20 protein-coding genes are annotated in these 16,655 nt (G+C 61.8%); 14 read left to right on the plus strand and 6 right to left on the minus strand.

Annotated elements, in window-relative coordinates:
• Positions 1-71 precede the first annotated feature (71 nt).
• Positions 72-1,454: a hypothetical protein gene (locus PWM43_RS00500; RefSeq protein WP_289840617.1), complete on the minus strand. Its 1,383-nt coding sequence runs from the start codon at positions 1,452-1,454 to the stop codon at positions 72-74.
• A gap of 247 nt (positions 1,455-1,701) precedes the next feature.
• Between PWM43_RS00500 and PWM43_RS00505 the strand changes: the two genes are divergently transcribed.
• The 3 genes from PWM43_RS00505 to PWM43_RS00515 are packed head-to-tail and all read left to right on the plus strand — an operon-like array spanning position 1,702 to position 4,317.
• Positions 1,702-2,673: an ABC transporter ATP-binding protein gene (locus PWM43_RS00505; protein WP_289840618.1), complete on the plus strand. Its 972-nt coding sequence runs from the start codon at positions 1,702-1,704 to the stop codon at positions 2,671-2,673.
• Entirely contained in the window at positions 2,670-3,494 is an 825-nt protein-coding gene (locus PWM43_RS00510; RefSeq protein WP_289840619.1) for an ABC transporter permease, read from the plus strand. The genes PWM43_RS00505 and PWM43_RS00510 overlap by 4 nt, the downstream gene beginning before the upstream one ends.
• Entirely contained in the window at positions 3,487-4,317 is an 831-nt protein-coding gene (locus PWM43_RS00515) for an ABC transporter permease (protein WP_289840620.1), read from the plus strand. The genes PWM43_RS00510 and PWM43_RS00515 overlap by 8 nt, the downstream gene beginning before the upstream one ends.
• On the opposite strand, the gene PWM43_RS00520 is transcribed toward PWM43_RS00515, so the two are convergent.
• Complete coding sequence (locus tag PWM43_RS00520; protein ID WP_289840621.1) at positions 4,318-5,001, minus strand: Fe2+-dependent dioxygenase; 684 nt, start codon at positions 4,999-5,001, stop codon at positions 4,318-4,320.
• Here PWM43_RS00520 and PWM43_RS00525 point away from each other — a divergent pair.
• Positions 4,990-5,124 carry a hypothetical protein gene (locus PWM43_RS00525; protein WP_289840622.1) on the plus strand — a complete coding sequence of 45 codons (135 nt, stop codon included), beginning with the start codon at positions 4,990-4,992 and terminating at the stop codon, positions 5,122-5,124. The two genes, PWM43_RS00520 and PWM43_RS00525, sit on opposite strands and share 12 nt — an antisense overlap.
• A gap of 48 nt (positions 5,125-5,172) precedes the next feature.
• On the opposite strand, the gene PWM43_RS00530 is transcribed toward PWM43_RS00525, so the two are convergent.
• Positions 5,173-5,955, minus strand: a complete 783-nt coding sequence (locus PWM43_RS00530) for an alpha/beta fold hydrolase (protein WP_289840623.1) — start codon at positions 5,953-5,955, stop codon at positions 5,173-5,175.
• Between the two features lie 87 nt (positions 5,956-6,042).
• Between PWM43_RS00530 and PWM43_RS00535 the strand changes: the two genes are divergently transcribed.
• The 8 genes from PWM43_RS00535 to PWM43_RS00570 all read left to right on the plus strand — a co-directional run bounded on the left by PWM43_RS00535 (position 6,043) and on the right by PWM43_RS00570 (position 13,127).
• On the plus strand, positions 6,043-7,935 hold the full coding sequence (locus PWM43_RS00535; protein ID WP_289840624.1) for a chloride channel protein: 1,893 nt from the start codon (positions 6,043-6,045) through the stop codon (positions 7,933-7,935).
• A gap of 104 nt (positions 7,936-8,039) precedes the next feature.
• Positions 8,040-8,429, plus strand: a complete 390-nt coding sequence (locus PWM43_RS00540; RefSeq protein ID WP_289840625.1) for an AtpZ/AtpI family protein — start codon at positions 8,040-8,042, stop codon at positions 8,427-8,429.
• Between the two features lie 84 nt (positions 8,430-8,513).
• Positions 8,514-9,263, plus strand: a complete 750-nt coding sequence (locus PWM43_RS00545; RefSeq protein ID WP_289840626.1) for a F0F1 ATP synthase subunit A — start codon at positions 8,514-8,516, stop codon at positions 9,261-9,263.
• 54 nt (positions 9,264-9,317) lie between these two features.
• Positions 9,318-9,542 carry an ATP synthase subunit C family protein gene (locus PWM43_RS00550; RefSeq protein ID WP_023977841.1) on the plus strand — a complete coding sequence of 75 codons (225 nt, stop codon included), beginning with the start codon at positions 9,318-9,320 and terminating at the stop codon, positions 9,540-9,542.
• A gap of 19 nt (positions 9,543-9,561) precedes the next feature.
• A complete protein-coding gene (locus PWM43_RS00555; RefSeq protein ID WP_289840627.1) occupies positions 9,562-10,167 on the plus strand; it encodes a F0F1 ATP synthase subunit B family protein in 606 nt (201 codons plus the stop codon).
• An 11-nt stretch (positions 10,168-10,178) separates the two neighbouring features.
• Positions 10,179-10,706 carry an ATP synthase F0 subunit B gene (locus tag PWM43_RS00560; protein ID WP_289840628.1) on the plus strand — a complete coding sequence of 176 codons (528 nt, stop codon included), beginning with the start codon at positions 10,179-10,181 and terminating at the stop codon, positions 10,704-10,706.
• Between the two features lie 27 nt (positions 10,707-10,733).
• A complete protein-coding gene (locus PWM43_RS00565) occupies positions 10,734-11,459 on the plus strand; it encodes a glycosyltransferase family 2 protein (RefSeq protein WP_289840629.1) in 726 nt (241 codons plus the stop codon).
• A gap of 3 nt (positions 11,460-11,462) precedes the next feature.
• Positions 11,463-13,127: an ArnT family glycosyltransferase gene (locus tag PWM43_RS00570; RefSeq protein WP_289840630.1), complete on the plus strand. Its 1,665-nt coding sequence runs from the start codon at positions 11,463-11,465 to the stop codon at positions 13,125-13,127.
• On the opposite strand, the gene PWM43_RS00575 is transcribed toward PWM43_RS00570, so the two are convergent.
• The 3 genes from PWM43_RS00575 to PWM43_RS00585 all read right to left on the minus strand — a co-directional run bounded on the left by PWM43_RS00575 (position 13,073) and on the right by PWM43_RS00585 (position 14,266).
• A complete protein-coding gene (locus PWM43_RS00575) occupies positions 13,073-13,369 on the minus strand; it encodes a hypothetical protein (RefSeq protein WP_289840631.1) in 297 nt (98 codons plus the stop codon). The genes PWM43_RS00570 and PWM43_RS00575 overlap by 55 nt on opposite strands.
• A gap of 104 nt (positions 13,370-13,473) precedes the next feature.
• Positions 13,474-13,605: a hypothetical protein gene (locus PWM43_RS00580; protein ID WP_289840632.1), complete on the minus strand. Its 132-nt coding sequence runs from the start codon at positions 13,603-13,605 to the stop codon at positions 13,474-13,476.
• 181 nt (positions 13,606-13,786) lie between these two features.
• Positions 13,787-14,266: a DUF2721 domain-containing protein gene (locus PWM43_RS00585; RefSeq protein WP_289841132.1), complete on the minus strand. Its 480-nt coding sequence runs from the start codon at positions 14,264-14,266 to the stop codon at positions 13,787-13,789.
• A 295-nt stretch (positions 14,267-14,561) separates the two neighbouring features.
• Between PWM43_RS00585 and PWM43_RS00590 the strand changes: the two genes are divergently transcribed.
• Positions 14,562-15,350: a creatininase family protein gene (locus PWM43_RS00590; protein WP_394356015.1), complete on the plus strand. Its 789-nt coding sequence runs from the start codon at positions 14,562-14,564 to the stop codon at positions 15,348-15,350.
• 25 nt (positions 15,351-15,375) lie between these two features.
• Positions 15,376-16,587, plus strand: coding sequence for a YncE family protein (locus tag PWM43_RS00595; protein WP_289840634.1), 1,212 nt, complete (start codon positions 15,376-15,378; stop codon positions 16,585-16,587).
• Positions 16,588-16,655: the final 68 nt, after the last annotated feature.

Raw genomic sequence — 16,655 nt, forward strand, 5'->3', positions numbered from 1 at the left:
CTGCGAAAAAAACATGTGGGTGTCCATTCACAGTCTGGATACCGACCCTTCCAGACGATACTTCCGCAGGATTACGGCCTGAGCAGACCTTCGTACTGCAACGAGCTGGTAAAAGGCGCGTAGGCCTTTTCCTGAGCCAGCATCAGCGCGATGGCATTGAGAGATTCAGAATAAGGAATGGTCACCGTGTGATTGCCGCATTGCGTGACGACCGGTTCTCTGGTGGTGTCGTTGCCGACGCCCGTTGCCCCGCAGTCACTCCGGTAATTTTCGACGACCCATTGGTCCGGAAGCGCATCCGCATCGCGCAGATGCTGGATAAGCCACCGTGTGTCCGTCGAATATTGCAACTGACGACCGTCCGCGGGATTGACGGGCGAGTTGATCCAGCTCACCCGCAGACCGTGTGCATGAGCCCAGTGCGTCGTGTTGACATACCATTGGAGATAACTCTCGGGGACGCTTTGCATGCGGATCCACGAGGCGGGCATGTCGTACGAAATGTCGCCGCCATAGAGCGCCGCTTCCCTGAGATATTTGTCATGACCGATATCGATCGTGTTGAACGGGGATGTCGTGCCCAGAAACGCGGCGTAACTCGTTTGCGTGATCGGGGCGAAATTCATCACGCCGCTTTTTCGGCCGGTGTCTACAAAGCTTTTCCAGCTTTCGACGTCCGGTGCAGCATAGAATCCATGGGTGTTGACATCGGCCTGTCCGACCGCGTGACCCCTGTTCGGGAAAAGATTTCTGAAAGCTTCCGGGCGCGTCCAGAAATTCACGATCTCCGGGGTGTCCGTTCCGTTGCTGCCCGTATGCGGAGGCTTCGCGCCAGGGCCGCTCACAACGCCAAGCACGTCACGAATTTCCAGACCACTGACAGAATGGTCGAAGGTCAGTCGCGCATGGGGCGCCAGAACGACAGGTCCATCGTGAGCAGCCTCGATGCTGATATTGCACGACATCAGGGAGCGCGCAGGAATCAGATAGGACTGGTCCTTTTGCGTCCACTGCTCGCAATTATCTTTCATACCGCCAAAGGTCGTCCACAGCGGGGAGGGCGTGACCGTCCAGGCTCGCCCCCGATCGTCTCTGAGTTCAGTGCCGTAGGCCAGCCGCTGGTCGGTGTTGCCCGGATTGACCACCGTCATACTGCTTCGGGCCGCTCCCGCTCCCATGCCGAATTCAGCGACCTCCTGAAATTTCTGTTCCCATAACTGCGCGACCGCGTTGCTTTTCCCGATGCGTGCCAGGGTGAAAATACCATTGGTATGCCCGTAAAGGCCGATCTGTCCGCTTGCGAGTAGATCCTTGACCCTGGCCGGGTCAGCGAGATTTCCCGGGTCAGGAACCGTACCGAAAAAGACGTGAGGCGCCGCGGGCGTCTCCGCAATGGCCGGCGCGGACATCCCGCCGAGCAGGACCACAAGGATGTAGCGCGGAACGAATTTCATCGAAGCATCTCCAGGTTTGTTGAAAACGGCTAGAGGACAAGGCCAGGCTGCGATATCGGGCTTTGCGGGCGAACCTGATCAGCCGCCAGTAAGCCGTCACGCAGGCCGCATGTCACGACGTGAACTTGCCAGCCTTGTGGCGGAATGTGAAAATCGGACGATCTTTCCAGAAGACCGGTTTTATACACGGTCATAGAGCGGCCGCGTCTGTCTATGACTGTTTCGAAATTCTGTTCGCCGAGGTCCTGTGCGTATTGCGTCTCCCGCCATTGAAGTCGAAAACCTCCGCAAGATCTATCGCGTTCGTGAGGGCGGAAGCTGGCGTGGACGCACGCGTGAGATCGTCGCGCTCGACGGCATCTCCTTTGCGGTTCCGAGAGGCCAGATTGCGGGGTTCATCGGGCCGAACGGCGCGGGAAAATCGACGGCCATCAAGATCCTGTCCGGCATTCTGCGGCCCAGTTCGGGCCTCGTGCGCGTCGGCGATCTTATCCCCTGGGAAAACCGCATCGCGCATGTGGCGCGGATCGGCGTGGTGTTCGGCCAGCGGACGCAGCTCTGGTGGGATCTTTCGGTCGGCGAGGGGCTGGCGCTTCTGCGCGATATCTACGGCGTGGAGCCGGATCGTTTCGCGCGTAACCGTGCCCGACTGGCCGATGCACTGGACCTGCACGCGATCATGGATCAGTCGGTCCGCCAGCTTTCGCTCGGGCAGCGGATGCGCGCGGAAATCGCCGCGGCGCTGATCCACGATCCGGAAGTCCTGATTCTCGACGAGCCGACGATCGGCCTCGATGCGCCCTCCAAGCTCGCCGTGCGGGCCTTCGTGCGCGACCTGCGCCGCGAGCAGGGCACGACGGTCCTGCTCACGACGCACGACATGCACGATATCGAGGCGCTGGCCGAGCGCGTCATCGTGATCGGGCATGGGCGCATCCTCGCGGACAGCCCGTTCGAAGCGCTCCGTGCGACCACGTTGTCCGAACGACGGCTCGAGGTCGATTTCATCGGCACGCCACCGGTGTTCGACCTGCCGCCGGGCGCCAAGGAAACCGAACGCGACGGCAGAAGCGTGACGATCACCTTCGACCCACGGCAGATACCCGCACCCGCCCTGGTCGCGCATCTGGGCGCGCTGGCGGGGCTGGATGATCTGCGGATCGGACGTCCCGCGATCGAAGAAATCATCACCCGATTTTACGCCGATCACGCATCGTGAAGCCGCGCGCCTATCTCACCGCCTTCGGGCTGCAATGGAAGATCGGTCTGCGCTACCGGATCGCGGTGGTCGCGGGACTGGTCGCCCAGATGTGGTTCGGAGCGATTTCGCTGATGGCCTACGCCGCCGTCTATCACCACGCGCCCGACGTGGGTGCGCCGCTGACGCTGCGTCAGGCCATGACCTACACATGGCTCCAGCAGTCGCTCTTCACGCTCCTGCCGCTCGGCTGCCTGCCTGCCGTGGGCGATGCCGCGCGGACCGGCGCGATCATCTACGACCTGCTCCGTCCCGTCGATCTGTGGAACTGGTGGCTTTCGGCGAGCCTGGCCCGGCTTCTGGGCAACGCCGTGCCGCGCGCCGTGCTGCTGGCCTGTGTGGCCGGGCCTCTCGCGGCGCTGGCCGGACTCGGCGCATGGAGTCTCGCGCCTCCGGCTTCTCCGGGAGCCGCGTTGCTGGCGGCTGCGTCCTTTGCGCTGGGCGCCCTTTTGTCGGCAACGATCGTCATGCTGTGGAACGTCATGACGGCGCGGACGCTCTCGCCGCTGGGAAGCTACGCCATCGGCACGCCGCTGGCCGTCCTGCTGTCGGGGATGCTCCTGCCGCTGCCGCTCTATCCGGAATGGGCGCGGATCGTTCTGGTCCTTCAGCCTTTCGCCGGGATCACGGATATTCCCATCCGTCTTTATCTTGGCGCGTCGCTTCCCGGCGGTCCCCTCGGAGCGCTCGGCGTTCAGATTTTCTGGCTCGTCGCGATGACGCTTGGCGGCAGGCTATGGATGCGCCGGATCATCGATCGGCTGGAGGTGCAAGGTGCATAACGCCAAAAGCCGTAACGCGAGCGTCAGCGGCCTGGCGCTCTATCGGCGCATGGCCTGGGCTTCGATCGTCGCCCAGCTGCGCTATCCCGGCACGTTTTTCCTCCAGATGACGGGTAACTTCGTCACCACCCTGCTCGGGTTCTTCGGCATATGGAGCCTTTTCCAGCGTTTCGGCAGTATTGGCGGATGGGATCTTGGCGCCGTGGCCGTGCTGTACGGGCTGGTGAATGTGGCTTTTTCCGTGTCGGAGACGCTGGGGCGCGGTTTTGAGGTGTTCGGCGGAGAATATGTCCGCACCGGTCAGTTTGACCGGCTTCTTCTGCGTCCGCGTCCGACCCTTCTGCTGCTGCTCGGGCACGAACTGCGTCTGCGTCCCATCGGACGGTTCCTTCAGGGAGCCTTCGTTCTCGGGGCCGGATTATGGCTCGCGCCGCATGTGTCCTGGAGCGCCGTGTGGCTGGTGCCATGGGCGATCACGGGCGGGGCCGCCATGTTCCTCGGCGTGCTGATCGGTCAGGCGGCGCTGTGCTTCAAGACGGTCGAGGGGCTGGAGGTCGTCAACGTGCTGACCTATGGCGGCGTCGAAGCGGGGCAGTATCCGCTGACGATGTTCTCGCGCTGGCTGCGGCGTTTTCTCACATGGGGGCTGCCGCTGGCGGGCGTGTGCTATTATCCCGCGCTCGCCATGCTGGCGCATCCTGATCCGCTCGGCATGCCGCTCGCCTTCGGAATGGTCTCGCCCGCGATGGGTTTCGTCTTCCTGGGCCTCATGATCTGGGTCTGGCGCAAAGGTGTCGCGTCCTACGTCTCCAGCGGGAGCTGATCAGAGTTCCGCCCATTGCCGCAGCAGATTGTGATAGGTCGAGGTGATGCCCAGCACGGCGGAGTGGTCGTCGGGCAGCGACTTGCGCATCTCGATGATCGAACAGTCGAAATCGTAGAGCAGCCGACGTTTCGTATCGTCGCGCACCATGGACTGCGTCCAGAAGAAGGACGCCCAGCGACTGCCGCGCGTCACGGGCGAGACGCTGTGCAGGCTCGTGGACGGATAAAGCACCAGCCCGCCCGCCGGGAAGCGGACGCGCTGCGTGCCGTAGGTGTCTTCGATGATGAGTTCGCCGCCATCATACTCGTCGAGATCGGTCAGGAAGAGCGTCGAGGAGACATCCGTGCGAATGCGAAAGCCGGTTCCGGGAATGGGCCGGATCGCATTGTCCACATGCGCGCGGAAGTGCATGCCTTCGTCATAGCGGTTGAACAGGGGCGGAAAGACCCGCATCGGCAGGGCCGCGCTGTTGAATGTCGGATTGCGGCCCAGTGCGCGCAGGATGATATCGCCCAGTTCGCGCGCGGTGGCGGACTCCGCGGGGATCTGAAGGTTCTTTTTCGCCATGGCCGATTGCTGCCCGGCCGTCACCTTGCCGTCCACCCACTCCGTTGCCGCCAGTCGCGCCCGGCAGTGCGCCAGTTCGTCAGGTGTCAGGACATTCGGGATATGGACGAGCATGGCCTCATCTCTCTTCTGGCGCGCGGGGTTCGTGCCCGCGTGGCTCCGTGGCAGTGCGTCGGTCCTCACATGGTCGTGACCGAAGCCTGTCTCAAAGCGCATCACGGCACATTGTGCAACTGATTATCACTTGCCGCATGAGCGCGGGAGATCACGTCAGGGAATGTTCTCTCAGGGAATGTCCTTGAGGAAGGCGAGCATCAGTTCGGAGAAGCGCTGGGGATTTTCGGCATGGAGCCAGTGTCCGACGCCGGGAATGGTCTCGAGGCGGTAATGCGGGAACAGCCGCGCCATCACGGGATAATGTTCGGGGCGGATATAGGGTGAGCGCTCGCCCCGGATGAAGAGCGTCGGGCCGTTATAAACATGCCCTTCGGGCACATAGGGCCAGTTCTCGATGTTGGGCATCGAATCGACGATTTCCTGCAAGCCGATTTCCCATCCCGGCGGATCGTCAAGGCGCAGATTCTGGAGCATCAGATTGCGCATGTCCTCGCGAGGGACGACCGAACCGAGCAGGACGAGCGCCTCCTTGCGGTCGAGATGCGGCGGGAAGTTGAGGCGCAGCATGGCCTCGCCCAGCGTGCTCTGGCCATGTCCCGTACGGGCGGGAGCGATGTCCCCCACCAGCAACCCCGCGACGCGTTCGGGATGTTGCAGCGCCAGCGCCATGGCGACCTTGCCGCCCATCGAATGCCCGACGAGAATCGCGGGAAGGGCGTCATACGCCCCCAGCGTCTCCATCACATCGCCGACCATGGCCATGTAATCGAGCTTGCCGTGCGGGCTTGCGCCATGGCTGCGCAGATCGAGGGCCAGCGTCCGGCGCGTCTTTGCGGCCTGCCTTTGCAGGAAGCTCAGATTGCGGGCGCGACCGAACAGGCCGTGAATGAAGACGACAGGCGTCGCGCGGCTATCATGATCCGGATCGCGCTCGATCACGTTGAGACGCATATCGCCATTTACTCCCGTTGCCGATGTCGCGAATGTTTCCTTTGTGGTTTATCGACATAACCCCTAGCGTCAAATAAACCCGTCGCCATGCGCGTTCCTGGATTGCCAGACGAGACCCATACCGTGGGAGACATTTTGCCTCCGCCCGCGCCCATCCCCGGCCCAGATACCGCCCCCCCTGTCGAACATGTGGCGCCGTCTTCTCACGACCGCTCCCGTTGGCTCTGGCATGCGCCCCGACGCTGGCGCGCGCTGGTGCGGGCCGATGAAATCTGGCTCACGGTTCTCGCCGCGGGCGTGGGGGCGCTCGCCGGATTGTGCGTCGTCGCCATGACGCGTTCGACACTCTGGATGCACAGGCTGCTTTTCGCCCTTCACACGGAGGGTCGACTCTCGGGCCTTGTTTCCCTGCCGCCATGGCGGGCCGTCATGGGGCCTGTGGCGGGCGGCCTCGCCCTGGGCATGCTGATGCTGTGCATCGCGCCGTGGATGAAGCGTCGGCCTGTCGATCCCATCGAGGCCAATGCCCTGCACGGCGGTCGGATGTCGGTGCGCGACAGTCTGATCGTCGCGGCCGAGACGGCGCTGTCGAACGGCGGAGGGGCGTCCATCGGCCTCGAGGCGGGCTTCAGCCAGATCGCGGCGGCCTTCGGTTCCTGGGCGGGTCGTCTGTTCCGCGTCCGGCGGCAGGACATGCGCATTCTGGTGGGCTGCGGGGCCGGGGCGGCGATCGGCGCCGCGTTCGATGCGCCGGTCGCGGGCGCGTTCTATGCGTTCGAACTCGTGATCGGCGCCTACGCGCTGGTCAATCTCGCTCCGGTCGCGGTGGCCTCGCTCTGTGCCGTGACCGTCACGCGACTATGCGGAAACGTCGCGCCCGCCGTGGTCATTCCCGAACATGACCGCCTGACGGTCTCCAGTGACATCCAGATCATCGTGATCGCCGTTTTCGCGGCTCTGATGGCGATCGCGATCATGAAATCGGTGGCCGCGACGGAAGCCATGTTTTCGCGCCTGCCTGTCCCGCGTTGGCTGCATCCCGCATTGGGCGGCCTCATGGTCGGGGCGATGGCCGTTCTTTCGCCGTCGGTCCTTTCAGCCGGGCATGCCGCCATGCGTGTCGCATTTGATGGTCAGTTGACTCTCGCCACCGCGGGCGCGCTCCTGCTGCTCAAAGCGCTGGCGTCCAGCATTTCGATCGGCTCCGGTTTTCGGGGCGGCCTCTTTTTCGCGTCTCTTTATCTCGGCGTGCTCGCGGGAAGTCTGGCGGGTCAAACTCTGGACGTGCTCGGCTATCACGGGCTTTCACCGGCCGCCTGTGCGCTGATGGGCATGAGCGCGATGTCCGTTGCGGTCGTCGGCAGCCCCATGACGATGGTCTGTCTGGCTTTGGAAACGACGGGTGACATTTCGGCCAGTGGCGGCGTGCTGCTGGCGAGCGTGCTCTCCCTTCTGACGGTCCGTCGCCTGTTCGGCTATTCCTTTGCGACCTGGCGTTTCCACCTGCGAGGGGAATCCATCCGCTCGGCTGTGGATATCGGCTGGATGCGATCGCTCAACGTCCGGCGTATGATGCGTGAGGATCTTCGCACGCTTCCGGTCGACACCACGCTGCAACGCGCGCGCACCCTCTACCCGCTTGGCTCGGCCCAGCGGCTGGCCGTGATCGACGGGGCAGGGCGATATGTCGGCCTCGTATCCGTCGCGGATCTCCATATGGGGCATCGCGACGCCAACGCCACGATTGGCGCGCTGGCCCAGCACGCCCGGGACATGTTGACGCCGACGATGAATGTGCGTGAAGCCGTGGAAGCTCTGGAACGGGCCGAGGCCGATGCCCTCGTCGTCGTGGAAGATCGCGAATCGCGGCAGATCGTCGGCATCCTTACCGAGCAGCATGCGTTGAGGCGATATGCCGAGGAACTCGACCGCACCCGTCGTGATCTTGCGGGCGAGACGCGCGACCGCGTCCATGAATGACAGGAAATACACTGTGAACGGACATGAAACGGAACGGTCATCCTTTTTGGAGGGGTCAGAACGTTGACAGGGGGAAACAGGGTCGGTAGCAAGCGCCGACACTCGTGTTCGCCTTTCGGGGTGGCACGACGGGATGCGGGATTGTGAACGCGCAGGGCGATGACCGGGAAGCAAAACCGGCGCCGGAAAGCGATGTCAGCGGCTTTGACAGGCGGCTGGCGGCTGCGGAGGCGAAATTGTCCGGCGCACGTGGTCGGAATGGTTCTTCGGAACAGTCGGTTTCAGCGCGGGATATGTCCGCACTGGGAATGGCGTTGCGTCTTGGAACGGAACTGGTCGCGGGGCTTGCAGTCGGAGTGGCGGTGGGCTACGCGCTCGATCGCTGGCTTGGATTTCGGGCGCTTTTTCTCATCCTGTTCTCGTTGCTGGGGAGTGCGGCAGGAATGCTGAATGTGTTGCGTGTCGCTCTGCAGAACAGCGACAAGGCGTCCTGAAGCAGTCTCGCTGGCGGGTTGATGCGGTCCTTCCTTTGCAGGGGGAGGGCATTTTGTGTGTGCAGAGTAGCAGGAGAGCCAGCATTGGCGTCCGAACCAACGATTGACGCGCTCGGCCAGTTCGAGTTGCACCCGTTCCTCGGTGAACTCGGCAATGTGCTGCACTTCAGCCAGTCGCCTGCGTATATGATCGTGGCCGTCGTTCTTGTTCTGGCCTTTCTGTATGTCGGCATGCGCCCGGCGGCCGTCGTGCCGGGACGTTTTCAGGCCGCGGCCGAAATGGGTTACGAATTCATCCACAACATGGCGGTCGAGACGATCGGCGAGAACGGAACGAAGTTCTTTCCGTTTGTTTTCGCGATCTTCTTCTTCATTCTGGCGGGTAACTATCTGGGCCTTCTGCCCTATTCGTTCACCTTTACCAGCCATATCGTCGTGACGTTCGCGATGGCCATGATGGTGTTCATCGTGGCTCTCCTGGCGTCGTTTCGCTATCAGGGCATGAAGTTCTTCGCGCATTTCATGCCGCAGGGCGCGCCGGTCTGGCTCGCGCCGCTTCTGATTCCGATCGAAATTCTCTCTTTCCTCTCGCGGCCGGTCAGCCTGTCGATCCGACTTTTCGCCAATATGATGGCGGGGCACGTTCTGCTTGAGGTTTTCGCTGGCTTTGCGATCATGCTGGCCGGGCTTGGTGTTCTGGGCAAGACAATTGCCGTGGCGCCGGTGGCCATTGATGTCGCGCTGACGGCGCTCGAATTGCTGGTGGGCGTTCTGCAGGCCTATGTGTTTGCGATCCTGACCTGCATCTATCTGCGCGAGGCTGTGGCTCACTAAGCCTCGCCCCGAACGCTTCACTTTTACTGTTTTTTCAACGAAGGAACTTCGATCATGGACGTCTCTGCTGCTCGTGAAATCGGCGCCGGCATTGCAGTCATCGCTCTTGCCGGTGTCGGCATCGGCCTCGGCAACATCTTCTCGACGCTGGTCAGCTCGATCGCGCGCAATCCGGCGGCCCGCCCGCATGTTTTCGGTCTCGGCATGCTCGGTTTTGCGCTGACGGAAGCCGTCGCGCTGTTCGCTCTGCTGATCGCCTTCCTGATCCTGTTCGTCTGATCCGGAGCTGGCCGCTCTCATGCTGATTCCCTCACGCAAGCTGAACGCTTCGCTCGCCGCGGCAATTGCGCTCGGCTCCCTGCCGGGGAACGCCTGGGCGGCCGGCATGCCGCAGCTTGATTTCGCAAGCCCCTATCTGCTGTGGCAGATCGTGTGGGGCGCGCTGATCTTTGCGGTTTTCTATATTCTGTTGAGCCGCTCGGCGCTTCCGAAAATCGAAACGGTTCTGGCTCACCGTCGGAAGCGTGTCGAGGGCGATCTCGATATCGCACGGCGTGCCCGCAAGGACGCCGATCATGCGATCGACGAACTGCGCAAGGCGAAGCACGACGCGGCGGCGCAGGCCCAGGCCAATCTCGATAAGGTTGTGCAGGACGCGCGCATCGCCGCCGAGGCGCAGACCAAAGAGATGGGGCGCCGTCTGCAGGCAGATGTCGCCGCGGCTGAGGAGCGCATTGCCGCGTCCTATCGCGCGGCCTCCGACAGTCTGCCTGGTATCGTGAACGATACCGCCCGCGTTCTGACCGCCAAAATGCTTCAACCCGCCGGTGATAGCGTGGAACCGGTGGCAGAAGGCGCGATTGCCGCTTTCGTGGGAAAACACGTCGCGCGGGTCAGCCGGTAAAGGGACGGGCAATGTTTCACGACCAACGTTTTTATGTGGCGCTGTCTTTCGTTCTGTTCTTCGTCATTTTCGGACGCAGACTCTGGCAGACGATCACGGCCCAGCTTGACGCGCGTGCCGAGCAGGTCCGTCACGAGCTTGATGAGGCTGGCAAGCTGCGTCGTGAAGCGGAAAAAATGCTTGAAGCTGCCACGCGCGAGCGTGAGCAGGCTCTGGCGGATGCCGCGCTCATGATCGAGCGTTCGCAGGCTGAAGCGGCGCAGATGGCGGAGAATGCACGTCGCGAGGCGGAAAACGTCGCGTCGCGGCGCGAGCAGATGGCGCGTGATCGCATCGCGGCATCGGAACGCGCGGCCATCCAGAATGTACGTGAAAAGGCGAGTGCCCTCGCCACGGAAGTCGCGCGAGAAGTTCTGATGCTGCATCTCTCGAATCATCCCGATGTCGGGGCCGCACTGGTGGACAAGGCGCTCGGATCTCTTCCGAATGCCCTGCGCGCGGCAAACCAGCCCTCTTCTTCGGGCCAGAACGCGGCCTGAGGCCGCGTTCCACCGCAATCAGCGGTCGTGGATATTCAGCTTTCCATTGTTGTCGCCGTCCTGAACGAGGCGGAAAATATTCTTCCGGTCTGTGGCGAGCTTGCCTCTGTCTTGCGATCGCTCCCGCGGACTGAAGTTGTTTTCGTTGATGATGGCAGCACGGACCGGACCGTTTCGTCGCTCGAAGAGGCGCGTGCTACGGTTCTGCCCCAGCTCAGAATTTTGAGTCATGATCGCCGGCTGGGCAAGTCTGCGGCGCTCAGGACCGGGATCGAAGCGGCAAACGGACATTGGATCGCGACGCTTGATGGCGACGGGCAGGATAATCCCGCGGCTTTGATCGATATGCTGCGTCAGGCTCAGAATGCGGGCCTTCCCGAACCACTGGTCGTCGGCGTGCGTCTTAAACGTAATGATCGCCTTTCGCGTCGCCTGGCGACCCGCTTCGCGAATGGTCTACGACGTCGTCTGCTGCGGGATGGATGTCCCGATACCGGGGCTCCGATGAAGATTTTCGCCCGTCAGGCGTTTCTGCGTCTGCCACAATTCGAAGGTCTGCACCGGTTTCTTCCGGCTCTGCTCGGCGCCTATGACGCGCCGCTGATCTGTGTTGAGACGAAGCACCGCGCGCGCCTTCACGGGCAGTCCAAATATACCAATTTCAATCGTGCGCTGGTGGGTATCCGCGATCTCCTGGGCGTTATGTGGCTGCTCTCGCGCACACATCTGCCGCGTCACGTGACGGAGCGCTGACGGTTGCGGTCGGCTCTCAGGCTGACATGGCGGCATTATCTCGCAGTCGCACTGGTGACCTTCTGTCTTTTCCTGCCTGGGCGGATGACGCTTCCGCCGCTCGATCGCGACGAGCCGCGCTATATGGAAGCTTCGGCGCAGATGCTGGAGACGGGCAATTTCATCGACGTCCGTTTTCTCGATCAGCCGCGCTATCTTCAACCCGCCGGGATCTACTGGCTGGAAGCGGGTGCGGAAAAGCTTTTGGGCGGTCCTGGTGCACGACATCAGGCGTGGCCCTACCGCATTCCCAGCCTTATCGCCGTTACCGGCGCCGTAACTCTCACGGCCTATCTTGGTGCGGTGCTGTTCGGCGGCGCAGCGGGGCTGGTGGCTGCCGGATTGCTGGCCGTCTCAACCTTGATGGGCGCCGAAGGGCGCATGGCGACCATAGATACGGTCCTGCTGCTTGATATCCTGCTGATCGAGACAGCCTTGCTTGCCGCCTATCTCGATCGGCTTGCGCAACGTCCGACGGGCATCGTCACGGCGCTGCTCTACTGGATCGCACTGGGTTCTGGCCTGATGTTGAAGGGGCCGGTCGTTCTCATACCGGCGTTTGGAACACCTCTGGCCCTTCTGCTGGTTGAGCGCGAGTGCGTCTGGTGGAAGCGACTGCGCCCCACATGGGGATGGCTGGTCAGCGTGGCCATCGTCCTGCCCTGGTGCATTGCGATCGGGGTGATCAGCCACGGCGATTTCTTTCATCGCGCGGTCGGTCGTAATTTTCTGGGGAAGATCGGCCATGCGCAGGAAGCGCATGGCATGTGGCCCGGTTATTATCTGGCGGTTTTTGGAATCGCGTTCTGGCCCGGCGCGGCATTTACGGTTCTGGGTTTGCCCGCGATCTGGAAATGGCGGCGTGAACCCCGTGTGCGGTTTCTGCTCTGCTGGATCGCGCCGCATTGGCTTGTTTTCGAACTGATCGCGACGAAACTGCCGCATTACGTGCTGCCGACCTATCCGGCGATCGCAATTCTGACGGCGGCGACGCTCACGGTGTGGGGGCCGGTCGTGGCGCGTCACCGGGCCGTGCGCTGGCTCATGAACGGCTACGTTGTCCTGTGGGGCGTGCTTTCCGTGGCGTTCTGTTTCGTGGGGATGGGCGCATTATGGCTTCTGGAGCATCGTATCGAGACGGCGAATATCGTCGCGACGCTGGGAGCGCTCCTGCCCGTCCTGCTGGCCATTCGTCTTTTATGGATGGGTCAGCGTCTGCGCGCGACGATGGCCGCGCTAGCGGCGGCGGCGGTCATTCATGTCGGTCTCTTCATCACCGTCATTCCCAACCTGGATACCATTCGTCTGGCACCCCGCGCTGCGGCTCTTTATGCCGATTTCAAGCCCTGCGCGGATGCGAGACTGATTTCAGTGTCCTATTCGGAGCCCAGTCTCGCGTTTCTCGTCGGCACGCAGATTCGTCTTCTCGGTCTCGATGCCGCTGCCGAAGAATTGGCGACACATGGCGAATGTGCGCTGGTTCTCGTAGATCGTCGCGACGAGGCGAGGCTTCGTGCGGCTCTCGCGCAACGCGGGCATAGCCTCGTGGAATACGGACGCGTGCGTGGTCTGAACTATTCCAACGGGCACAAGCTCGATCTTGGATTGATGGCGCCGGTCACACCGTAAGCAGCGCGCTCGGGAAGGCAACGTTGGATATGATGCGGTGCACGACGAAGCAGCAGACGACGGTAGCGTGCATTGAGCACGTCCCAAGCTTCAGTCGGTGTGGAAGTTCGGGCAGGTAACCAGTCCGGGCGACCGGCCAGCAGCGCGATGACGACGCGTTCAGGCGTCGTAGTCATCTGCCAGAGGAAATCGGCGGAAACATATCCCGTAGTCAGTAACCGTGCCGCTTCAGTCACTCTCATGCGTCTCTTCCTCCCTCAGGAGGTGAGCATCATAAGCAGGAGAATGTGAATAAATGGTAAACGTTATGCTCTAAATAAAAGAAATGAGGCTTTTGGTAAAAGCCTCACGCCGTACGGTCAGCGGCCAGCGTGGCCACAAGAAGAGCTGCCGTCGCGGGAATAAAAGCAAGCATGGCAAGTTCCGAAAGTGACTGAACCGGGTGGGCGAGAAGAGCGATAAGGCTCATGGTGTGCATGTTGATTCTCCTGTAGCGAAGTCGTTCGCGGCAGGGAGATGCCTATGCTCTGTCGGGAAAGCAACGCGAGCCAACGCTGGTCAGCTACGCATGCAATGCATGGATATTAGGAACATCATTCAAGAAAAAAACTCTTTTCGAGGCTTCATTATTAAAAGTTCGCGTCATGCCGCGAAGCTTTCTATTTATTGCTCGAAGCAGGGCTTGGACGAGGCAGTACGCCATCGCGGCGAAGACCATGCCAAGCAAGCCCGGTGTCCACCAGAAACACGGCAAGCGCGCCGACGGTGCATGACAGGGCTGCGCCGAACAGAAAAATCAGCCATGAAATGGTCTGACTATCGTGCAGGCTACCGAGAAACAGGGCCAGAGCCGCACCGCAGGTCGATGCACCGCCGATTCCACCCAGGACAATTGAGCAGTCCAGAACGAAAATGCGTCGTCTCAGCCGAATTTGATGTCTCACCAGCCGCGCATGCGTTTGCGCGTCGGTTCCTTCATCGCTGTCGATGCGATGCGTCACGTCTTCCATATGATCCGAAACGCGCGCGAGCCGGGTATTGCACAGGGTCAGCAGCGACGCCACGCCCGACAGCATGAAGACGGGCGTGAGGGCCACCTGGATGAGGTGGGCGATGCTGTCGATCGGATCCTGTGTCATGAAAAAGGGTGCGAAGGAGGTCTCGGTACCTGTCACCAGAAATAGCCTTTCCTGTGGTGGGACTGAAGAACAGCGCGGCGGATATCGCGCCCAGACATGTGCGGGATCAACGCGTGCGGGATCAACGGTCAGAATACAAGAGCCGCGACGGATGCGCCCGTCTCTTGTGCGCCCGTCTTTGGTGCGCTGTCTCTGGCCAGTTGGTTAAGGAAAGACTACACACGTCATGGTTTCGATAGTGTCTGGCCAGGCAGGTGACTGGGTGTCTCGTTCTTCTCATTTTGCCAATGGCCTGATGTCTGCGTTTCTGGTCATCTTGGGCTGGGTAGCGTCCTGTCCTGCCGCGGTCGCGCAAACGGCTCCCGACGTGATGTTCGAGCATATGACCTGGACGGAAATTGCTTCAGCGCTCCGGTCGGGGACGGATACGATCATTATTCCGGTCGGCGGGACGGAACAGAGTGGCCCCTATATCGCCGTGGGCAAGCATAATGTGCGGGCACGTGTTCTCGCCGAGCGCATCGCACGGCAGCTCGGTCGCACGCTGGTGGCTCCGGTCGTGGCATATGTGCCGGAAGGCGGCACGCATCCGCGGACGTCACATATGCGTTTTCCCGGGACGATCTCGATTTCTCCCGCTGCCTTCACGGGCTTGCTGGAAGGTGCCGCCGAAAGCTTCCATGTCCAGGGCTTTCGGAGGGTGGTATTTATTGCCGATCACGGTGGTTATTTGTCCTATCTCAAGGAAGTGAGCGCGCATCTGGCTCATGAATGGGGCAGCGATGGGCAGGCGCTTTATGTCGCCCCCTATTATGACGTGATCGGCACACGTTATGCCGAGGCACTGCGTGCGCGTGGTCTGGGGGCGGCTTTGGGAAAACACGCGGATCTCAGCGATACGTCTCTGATGCTTGCGGTCGATCCTCAGATGGTTCGGCTAGATGCGCTGAGGCATGCCCCGTTGCCGGGCATATCGGACGGGGTTTACGGCGGCGATCCTCGAGGCGCTACGGCGGCGCTTGGGCAGATCGGTGTCGATATGCAGGTTCAGGCGGCGGTCGATGCGCTGAAGCGTGTCCGATGATCGCCGGTTTTTGTCTGGAGCAGGTATGAGTTTCTTAGGTCGTTTCACGGGCGCCGCTCTCGGGCTGGCCGCCATTTCCACGTTCAGCGTCTCGGGATATGCGCGTGCGCAGGATGTCGCCCAACCCGGCGCGCCATCGCCATCACCGGTTCCCATTTCCGTCGTGCAGACCATTCCGGATATGCCTCCGGTAATCGATCCGTCGAATATCTACAGTGAGGCGCGGGCGGGAAACATTCCGGCGGCCATTGCACATGATCCGGCGCGGATCTACGTGCCCAATCTGCGCGGCAACAGCGTGTCGGTGATCGATCCCGCGACCTTCAAGGTCATCGATACGATCAAGGTGGGGCGCAGCCCCCAGCATGTCGTGCCCAGCTGGGATCTGCGAACCCTCTGGGTCACCAACAATGCGGAAGGCCGTTCCGACGGAAGTCTGACGCCGATTGATCCCGCCACGGGGCAGCGCGGGCCCGACGTGGCCGTGGACGATCCTTACAACATGTATTTCACGCCGGACGGCAAGAGCGCCATCGTGGTCGCGGAGGCGCATGAGCGTCTCGATTTCCGCGATCCGCATACGATGCAGTTGACCAGTTCGCTCGATGTTCCGGGCTGCAAAGGCATCAATCATGCCGGATTCTCCATCGACGGTCGCTATGCGATTTTCACCTGCGAGTTCGGGGGGTATCTGGCCAAGATCGACACTGTGAACCGCAAGGTGCTCGGGATGTTGAAACTCTCCAGGGGCGGCATGCCCCAGGACATTCTGACGGCGCCGAACGGTCATAAATTCTATGTCGCCGACATGATGGCGGATGGCGTGTTCGTGCTCGACGGCGATACGTTCCAGGAAACCGGCTTCATTCCGACAGGGATCGGCACCCACGGCGAATATCCCAGCCGGGACGCCAGGTTCCTTTACGTCGCCAATCGGGGTTCGCATCACGTGCATGGCCGTCGCCATGGGCCCGGCAACGTATCGGTGATCGACTTTGCAACCGACAAGGTGGTGAGGACCTGGCCCATTCCGGGCGGCGGCAGCCCCGATATGGGCAATGTCAGCGCCGATGGAAAACTGCTTTGGCTGTCAGGGCGGTTTGATGACGTGGTCTATGCGTTCGACACCGAGACCGGGGCCGTACGACAGATCCCGGTGGGGGCGGAGCCGCACGGGCTGACGGTCTGGCCGCTGACGGGACGTTACAGTGTCGGGCATACGGGTATTACCCGCTGACATAGTGGGGCGTTTTTCGGAGCGAGGCTGGAAAATCCCTGGAAACTGCATTCTTGACGGGAAGTCAC

The organism is Brytella acorum (assembly GCF_029309905.1).
In the GTDB taxonomy this organism is placed as follows: Bacteria; Pseudomonadota; Alphaproteobacteria; order Acetobacterales; family Acetobacteraceae; genus Brytella; species Brytella acorum.